Raw genomic sequence first — 8,053 nt, 5'->3', positions numbered from 1 at the left:
GTGCGCCTCCGCCGGCGTCCTCGCCGTGATCATGTCCGTCGCGGCGGGCGTCGCGGGCGGTCCCCTCGGCACCGGCACCCTCGCCCGTTTCGGCCCCGTCTGGTGGCAGACGGGCTGCGCGGCGCTCGCATGGGGGCTCGTCGTCAGTGTCCCTGTCGCACTCGCGGTGCGGGCGTGGTCGTGCCGGGAGTGGAGCGGACGGTCGCTCTGGCGACGGGAGGAAGCAGTCGCGGAGAGCGCCGGCCCGGAGGGCTCCAGCCTCGAACGGGAGCTGCTGGTCGACTGGGCCGCGTGGGAGCCGGAGGGTCTGCCGGGGGCGGGGGGTCCGCCGGAGCGGGGTGTGGAGGAGGCCGGGGAGAAGGGGGCGGGCCGGAAGCGGTGGTGGCCGGGGCGGAGGACGGCCGGGGCGGGAGCGGGGGATGCGTACGAGAGAGAGGCCACGGACGACGCGGAGGTCGCGGACGAGAGGACGCGGAAACGCCGTTCACGGCTCTTCGCACCCCGCGGCCTGCTCCGCACGGCGCCGAAGACGCCCGACCTCCCCGCCCCCGCCGTCCCCCGCACCGACGACCCCGTCTACGCCTCCCTCCTCAAGGACTCCGCCCCCGACGCCCTCGACGCTCCCAGCACCCTCTTCGAGCCCTACGACTTCCTCACCCCCTCACCCGACCCGACCTGGCACGACGACACGGCCCGCGAGGCCCGCTGGGCCGCGTTGCGGGAGGCGTCCCGGCCGTGGGAGGAGGCGGAGAAGGGGCCGGAGGAAGGGGTGGAGAGGGAGAGCTGAGGAGGGGGTGGACGCAAGGCCGGAAAAGTTTTTCGCGGAGACGTGAACCGGTCGGCGGGGTCGGAACGATGAAGGGGCAAAGGGGACGGGCACAGCGGCCGGACCGAGAGGAAAGGAGGTGGCGATGGACTGAAAGGAGCGGCGGCGGGGCCGTGGGGCAGGCGGGATGGCGAGCGATCAGAGAGAGGAGGTGGTGCATGGGAGATGACGTCGAGCGGGCTGGAGCGAGGGGCTGACGAGGGCCGGGACGGCGCCCTGTACCGGGGAGGGCGCCGACGGGAACCGGTACGGAGAGGGTGCCCAGCACGAGGGGAGAGAGTTGGCGAGGGCCGGGGTGCAGGGGGCGCGGCCGTCCGAACCTCTCCACCCCCGAGCGTTCCCAACCTCTCCGTCCCCTCGACCCGCTGCTCTCATCCGGCGTCCTCAGCGGGTCCCCTCGGCCTGGCGTTCTCAGCCCGGCGCCTTCAGCCGCCCCCCAGCCCGTCCCCTCGGCCTGGCCCCCCTCACCCTGGCCTCCTCAGCCCGCCCCCACCCCATCCCCTCAGTCCGTCGCCCCCAGAAAGTCCCTCAACTGCTTCGGCAGCAGATCGTCGCAGGACTGCTGTGCCTCGTTCGTCAGGGCGTCCGCGCGGCATGTGTAGTAGTCGCGGTAGACGATCTGCGCGGTGAAACTGGCGCCGACCATGCCGAGCGCCAGGGACGCCGTGACGAGGCCGGTGATCGCGGCGGTGGCCTGGGGGCGGCCACCGGAGGGGGCCCGGGGGGTCGACGGGGCGGCGGCGTTGCCGGTGGGGGACCCCTCGGAGCCGTTCTGGCGGGGGCGGGCTTTCAGGGCGCTGATCGCCCAGTAGACGGAGAGCGCACCGAGGAGGAGAGCGACGTAGCCCCATCCGAAGAGGACGAAGAAGAACGACCACATGCCGCCGAGCAAGGAGTACCGCGCGCGGCGCTGAGCGGGATCGGTCGGGTCCCAGCGGGGGCCGGGGGTCTGGTTGTTCCCCTGGCCTTCGGGGCCGGCGCCGGGACGGTCCCCGAACCCGCCCTGGGACCGCCCGGGCTGCCGGTCGCTCCACCGCCCCCAGGGGGAACCGCCCTCCCCGTCGGACCCCTCCCCCTGAGCCGGCTGCCGAGGCCGCCACGGCTGATCCGGAGCGCCCTCGGGCGGCGGGGCGAACGGATTCCCGCCCCGGCTGTCCTGCCCGCCCTGGACATCCCGACCGCCTTGAGAGCCCCCGCCCTCTTGAGACCCCTGCCCCTCTCGACCCCTCTGCCCCTCTGAAGCACCCTGGCCCTCGGAGGAACCCTGCCCCTCGGAAGAACCCTGAACACCGGTACCGCCCTGAGCCCCCGCAGCCCCGGCCTCCGAGGACTGGGCCCCCGAGGACTGGGCACCCCGGCCCTCCGCCCCCTCCACCGCAGGCGTCCGCGTCCGTGCCCCGTCGTTCTCCGGAGCCCTCGCAGCCCCCTCGGGTTCGTTCTGGTCGCCGGCGCCGGAGCCGGCTCCTGGGGAGGAGAGGCGGCCCTCCCTCAGGAGGACGGTGGGCGTGGGCTGCGAGGTGTGCATCGCGAGTCGCAGACGGCGGTCCGGCATCAAGTGAGCGTCTTCCCTAGCTGAGTCGGAGGTCGGTCGGACAAGTCGGGTGGTCCGGCGGATGTGCGGACAAGCAAGAGCTGCCACCCCGGAAACGTGCCACACCGCCGCCGCGTTCCCGGGCCCCTCGCCGGACGCCTTCCCGGACCCCTTCCCGAGCCCCTTCCCGGGCCCGTTCCCCGCAGACGCTACCTTCCGGCCCCGCCCCCGTCCCGTGGGGGCCGCCGGGTGTGCCGGTATCGTTGCTGGCGGTCGGCCGCTTCGTAGACTTCCCCGTATCCGGGGGCGTGAAGCATTCGTACGACCGCACAAACGCTGACCCCAGGGGCGCCCCACCGGACGCCCGCATGCAGAAAGGGCCCGAAACGTGGATCCGGCCCCGGCCTCCGCCCCCAAACGCCTGGTCGTCCTGGTCTCCGGCTCCGGTACGAACCTCCAGGCCCTGCTCGACCACATCGCCGAGACCGGTGCCGGGGAGTACGGCGCCGAGATCGTGGCGGTCGGTGCCGACCGTGCCGGTATCGAGGGCCTGGCGAGGGCCGAGCGCGCCGGTATCCCGACGTTCACCGTCCGGGTCAAGGACCACGGGACGCGGGAGGAGTGGGACGCGGCGCTCGCCGGGGCCGTCGCCTCGTACGCGCCCGACCTCGTCGTCTCGGCCGGGTTCATGAAGATCGTCGGCAAGGAGTTCCTGGCCCTGTTCGGTGGCCGGTTCGTGAACACGCACCCCGCGCTGCTGCCGAGTTTCCCCGGGGCCCACGGTGTCCGTGACGCGCTCGCGTACGGGGCCAAGGTCACCGGGTGCACCGTCCACTTCGTCGACGACGGCGTCGACACCGGGCCGATCATCGCCCAGGGCGTGGTCGAGATCCGGGACGAGGACGACGAGAGCGCGCTGCACGAGCGCATCAAGGAAGTCGAGCGAAGGCTGCTCGTCGAGGTCGTGGGGCGGATCGCCCGCAACGGCCACCGCATTGAGGGACGAAAGGTAGTTATCCCGTGACCGCCCAGACTGTGTCCGCCGAAAACCGGCGGCCGATCCGCCGCGCGCTCGTCAGCGTGTATGACAAGACCGGCCTGGAGGAGCTGGCCCAGGGCCTGCACGCGGCCGGGGTGCAGCTCGTCTCCACCGGTTCCACCGCCTCGCGCATCGCCGCCGCCGGTGTCCCCGTCACGAAGGTCGAGGAGCTGACCGGGTTCCCCGAGTGCCTCGACGGCCGGGTCAAGACCCTGCACCCGAAGGTGCACGCCGGGATCCTCGCCGACCTGCGGCTCGACAGCCACCGTGAGCAGCTCGCCGAGCTGGGGGTCGAGCCGTTCGACCTGGTCGTCGTCAACCTCTACCCGTTCCGCGAGACGGTCGCGTCCGGCGCGAGCCCCGACGAGTGCGTGGAGCAGATCGACATCGGCGGCCCGTCCATGGTGCGCGCCGCCGCGAAGAACCACCCGTCCGTGGCGATCGTCACCGACCCGGCCCGCTACACGGACGTCCTGAAGGCCGTCGCGGACGGCGGTTTCGACCTCGCCGCGCGCAAACGGCTCGCCGCGGAGGCGTTCCGGCACACCGCCGCGTACGACGTGGCGGTGGCGTCCTGGTTCGCGTCGTCGTACGCCCCGGTGGACGAGTCGCAGTTCCCCGACTTCCTCGGCGCGACCTGGTCCCGCGAGAACACCCTCCGCTACGGCGAGAACCCGCACCAGCCCGCCGCGCTCTACGTCGACGGCAGCGGCACCGGACTCGCGGTCGCCGAGCAGTTGCACGGCAAGGAGATGTCGTACAACAACTACACGGACACGGACGCCGCGCACCGTGCCGCGTACGACCACGACGAGCCGGCCGTCGCGATCATCAAGCACGCCAACCCGTGCGGGATCGCTGTCGGTTCGGACGTGGCGGAGGCGCACCGCAAGGCGCACGCGTGTGACCCGCTGTCGGCGTTCGGCGGGGTCATCGCCGTGAACCGGCCGGTGTCGAAGGAGCTGGCGGAGCAGGTCGCGGAGATCTTCACCGAGGTCATCGTCGCGCCGGACTACGAGGAGGGCGCCCTCGAAGCGCTCACCAAGAAGAAGAACATCCGCGTGCTGAAGGCGCCCCAGGGCCCGTCCGCGCCGGTCGAGTTGAAGCCGATCGGCGGCGGCGCGCTGCTCCAGGTCACCGACCGCCTCCAGGCCGACGGCGACGACCCGGCGAACTGGACGCTCGCGACCGGCGAGGCGCTGAGCGCGGACGAGCTCAAGGAGCTGGCGTTCGCCTGGAAGGCGTGCCGCGCGGTCAAGTCCAACGCGATCCTGCTGGCCAAGGACGGCGCCTCCGTCGGCGTCGGCATGGGCCAGGTCAACCGCGTCGACTCCGCGAAGCTCGCGGTCGAGCGGGCCGGCGCCGAGCGCGCGCAGGGCGCCTACGCCGCGTCCGACGCGTTCTTCCCCTTCCCCGACGGCCTGGAGATCCTCACCGAGGCCGGCGTCAAGGCCGTCGTCCAGCCCGGCGGTTCGGTCCGTGACGAGCAGGTGGTCGAGGCCGCGAAGAAGGCGGGCGTGACGATGTACTTCACGGGGACGCGGCACTTCTTCCACTGAGCACCGCCGCTCGGTGCGTGAACAGCACTCAGGCGTGCACCCCGCGATGGGGGTGCACGCCTGAGTCGTACAAGTACGGCGGTATGCCTACTTGATGCGGATGACCATCACCTTCGCCGCCTTGTCGTGCCAGCCCTGCTGGCGGCCCGACTTGTCCCACAGGGGGGACAGGTAGACGACGAGCATGCCGATCATGCAGGCGAAGTAGCCGACGATCGGGATGATCCAGCGGATGAACGCGGCGCCGAGGCCGGGCTTCTCGCCGGTCTCGGCCTTCACCACGCGCAGGCCCACGGCGAGCTTGCCGAGGGTGGCACCCGTCAGGCCGGTCATCAGCCACTCGTAGAGGAAGCTCACGACCATGAGGACGCCCATGAGGGCGCCGACCCTCGAAAAGGAGCTGCTGACGGCGTCGTTCAGGCACGCCTCGTAGACGGCCGAGGGGGCGTTCGCGTCGCAGTCGTTGACGGAGCTCATGCTGCCCGCGATGCCGGCGATCGAGAAGGCGGAGTAGACGAGGCCGATGACGATGCCGTCGATGATGCGCGCGCCGAGGCGCAGGCCCATCGACGCGACCTGCGGACCGCTCTGGTAGCCCGGCGGGTAGCCGCCGCCGGGAGCCTGCGGGTAGCTCGGGTACCCCTGGGGCTGCTGGCCGTACTGGTCCTGCGGGTAGCTCGGGTAACCCTGCTGCGGGTGACCCGGCTGCTGCGGCTGGCCGTACCCGGGCTGCTGGGGCTGCTGGCCGTACGGGTTGCCGGGCGGCGGCGCGCCGAAACTCATGGCTGGATTCCTCCGTTGGACTACATGGGGACAAAGCGGACAGTGCGGAGGAATGTCAATTCTTGAGCGGTTTGCCCCCCCGACCGGACCGCAAATCTGCGGTTTTCATCGTTGATCGATCGATGAGTTCTTGTCCAGCCGGATCGGCCGGGCGTTGTGCAAGCGCAACATCCGCCAACGGATGCGACCGGATTGGGAGCAGGGGCATGTGATCCGGGAGGATGGCCGCATGACCGCGCAGATTCTCGACGGCAAGGCCGTCGCGGCCGAGATCAAGTCGGAGCTGGCCACACGGGTGGCGGCGCTGAGAGCGCGGGGCGTCGTGCCCGGTCTCGGCACCGTCCTCGTCGGGGACGACCCCGGGAGCCGCAAGTACGTCGCCGGCAAGCACCGGGACTGCGCGGAGGTCGGGATCGCGTCCATCCAGCGGGAGTTGCCGGGGACGGCTTCGGCGGACGACGTCGAGAAGGTCGTCCGGGAACTCAACGAGGACCCCTCCTGCACGGGGTACATCGTCCAACTGCCCCTCCCCGCCGGCATCGACGAGAACCGGATTCTCGGGCTGATGGACCCCGCCAAGGACGCGGACGGGCTGCATCCCGTGAACCTCGGCCGCCTCGTCCTCGGCGAGCCTGGCCCCCTGCCCTGCACGCCGAACGGCATCCTCACCCTCCTGCGCCGCTACGGCGTCGAACTCAAGGGTGCGGAGGTCGTCGTCGTCGGCCGGGGCGTCACCATCGGCCGCCCCATGCCCCTCCTCCTGACCCGCCGCACCGAGAACGCGACGGTCACCCAGTGCCACACGGGCACCCGCGACCTGCCGTCCCACCTCCGCCGCGCCGACATCATCATCGCCGCGGCCGGCTCCCCCCACCTGATCCGCCCGCAGGACGTGAAGCCCGGGGCGGCCGTCCTGGACGTGGGCGTCTCCCGCGACCCCTCCGGCAAGATCCTCGGCGACGTCCACCCCGACGTCCGCGAGGTCGCCGCCTGGCTCTCCCCCAACCCCGGCGGCGTCGGCCCCATGACCCGCGCCCACCTTCTGGTGAACGTGGTGGAGGCGGCTGAGCGCGGTGCCGGCTGAGGGGGAGGCGGAGGGGGCGGGCGAGGTCCGCGGGGCTGGGCTGGGCGGGGCCGGGTCGTCAGGGGGGAAGCCCGATGCGAGCCCGCCCCCTGCAACCGGAACCCCCGCACCCGCGCTCCCTACCGGTGAGGCGCGGGACACTGGTGGTCAGGGAGTTCGTGGACAGCGTGAGAACGAGCGAGGCGAGGAGACTGTGGGCGAAGAGGTAGTTGCTCGGCGGAGTCGCCGGTTCCCGCGGGTGACGCGGGACACCGCGCGGCCGGAGGGGAGCGGGCGGGCGGTCGAGGGAGCCGTGTCCGTGCCCGCGCGGCAGTGGCCGATGCTGGCGGTCTCGGGGCTGGTGGCGCTGGGGCTGCTGATCACCGCGCTGGACCAGTTCCGGGTCGGGACGATCCTGATCGGGGTGGGGTTGCTGACCGGAGCCGTGCTGCGGTGGCTGCTGCCCGGGGTCGGGATGCTCGCGGTGAGATCGCGGTTCACCGACATCGTGACGTACGGCGTACTCGGCCTCGCGATCGTGCTGCTCGCGCTGATGGCGCAGCCGAGCCCGTGGCTCCAGATCCCGTTCCTCAAGGACACCCTGCACTTCACCGTGCAGAACTGACGTACGGCGACGGCTCGTTCCGCCCCGCGTTCGGGGAAGAGCGGGCCGTCGCCGTATACCGCTCCCTGTCGATACGTCGACAACTTTCCCCGGCCGTGTCGATTCCGGCGCGGAACCGGACTAACGTCTCTGAACGGGACGGACTGTCACTGGGGGGACACGATGGCTCGTTGGAGGGCTCTGCCGGACGAACTCGATCCGAGGGCCGCGGAGTTGGTCGTCCACATGCGGCGCTGCGTCGACCGCGCCGGGCTGACCCTGACGGTCCTCGCCGAGCGCACCGGCTACAGCCACACCTCCTGGGAACGCTTCCTGGACGCCCGCCTCCTCGCCCCCCGCCGCGCGATCGACGCGCTCGCCGAGACGACCGACACCTCGCCGGTCCACCTCACGACCCTCTGGGAACTCGCCGAACATGCCTGGAACCACCCGCAGTCGACACCGGGCGACCGGGCGACCACCCAACTCCGCGTTCCGCCTGCGGCGTTGCCCGCGCGGGAGGTGGGCGGGCCGACGGAGGGGAACTCGTGGGGGTTGGCGGGGTACAAGGGGCCGTCGAGGGCGGGGGGTTCGGCGGCGGCTGCGGCATCGGTGTGGGTTGCTCCGGCGGGGGGTGGGGGTGGCTCG

General features: G+C 72.1%; 7 protein-coding genes and 1 pseudogene. 6 read left to right on the top strand and 2 right to left on the bottom strand.

Features of this window, described 5'->3' with window-relative positions:
- Positions 1-787, top strand: a pseudogene (locus ACVNF4_RS28875) (hypothetical protein); the annotation flags it as partial.
- Between the two features lie 541 nt (positions 788-1,328).
- On the opposite strand, the gene ACVNF4_RS28870 reads toward ACVNF4_RS28875, so the two are convergent.
- Positions 1,329-2,201, bottom strand: coding sequence for a hypothetical protein (locus tag ACVNF4_RS28870; protein ID WP_461805824.1), 873 nt, complete (start codon positions 2,199-2,201; stop codon positions 1,329-1,331).
- Between the two features lie 544 nt (positions 2,202-2,745).
- Here ACVNF4_RS28870 and purN point away from each other — a divergent pair.
- Both purN and purH read left to right on the top strand, forming a co-directional pair.
- Positions 2,746-3,381, top strand: a complete 636-nt coding sequence (gene purN / locus ACVNF4_RS28865; RefSeq protein ID WP_461805822.1) for a phosphoribosylglycinamide formyltransferase — start codon at positions 2,746-2,748, stop codon at positions 3,379-3,381.
- An 11-nt stretch (positions 3,382-3,392) separates the two neighbouring features.
- The gene (gene purH / locus ACVNF4_RS28860; protein ID WP_461805823.1) at positions 3,393-4,955 is read left to right on the top strand and encodes a bifunctional phosphoribosylaminoimidazolecarboxamide formyltransferase/IMP cyclohydrolase; all 1,563 of its coding nucleotides are present in this window, start codon (positions 3,393-3,395) and stop codon (positions 4,953-4,955) included.
- 87 nt (positions 4,956-5,042) lie between these two features.
- On the opposite strand, the gene ACVNF4_RS28855 is transcribed toward purH, so the two are convergent.
- On the bottom strand, positions 5,043-5,738 hold the full coding sequence (locus ACVNF4_RS28855) for an RDD family protein (RefSeq protein WP_461805821.1): 696 nt from the start codon (positions 5,736-5,738) through the stop codon (positions 5,043-5,045).
- Positions 5,739-5,967: 229 nt separating this feature from the next.
- Here ACVNF4_RS28855 and ACVNF4_RS28850 point away from each other — a divergent pair, with 229 nt between their 5' ends.
- From ACVNF4_RS28850 to ACVNF4_RS28840, 3 genes are all read left to right on the top strand, one after another.
- Positions 5,968-6,822, top strand: a complete 855-nt coding sequence (locus ACVNF4_RS28850; RefSeq protein WP_461805820.1) for a bifunctional methylenetetrahydrofolate dehydrogenase/methenyltetrahydrofolate cyclohydrolase — start codon at positions 5,968-5,970, stop codon at positions 6,820-6,822.
- Positions 6,812-7,426, top strand: coding sequence for a DUF3017 domain-containing protein (locus ACVNF4_RS28845; protein ID WP_461805819.1), 615 nt, complete (start codon positions 6,812-6,814; stop codon positions 7,424-7,426). The genes ACVNF4_RS28850 and ACVNF4_RS28845 overlap by 11 nt, the downstream gene beginning before the upstream one ends.
- A gap of 162 nt (positions 7,427-7,588) precedes the next feature.
- A partial coding sequence (locus tag ACVNF4_RS28840; RefSeq protein WP_461805818.1) for a helix-turn-helix domain-containing protein occupies positions 7,589-8,053 on the top strand: 465 nt, incomplete at its 3' end.

Source organism: Streptomyces sp. S6, from assembly GCF_054880855.1.
This window is presented reverse-complemented; position numbering and strand designations above follow the sequence as displayed.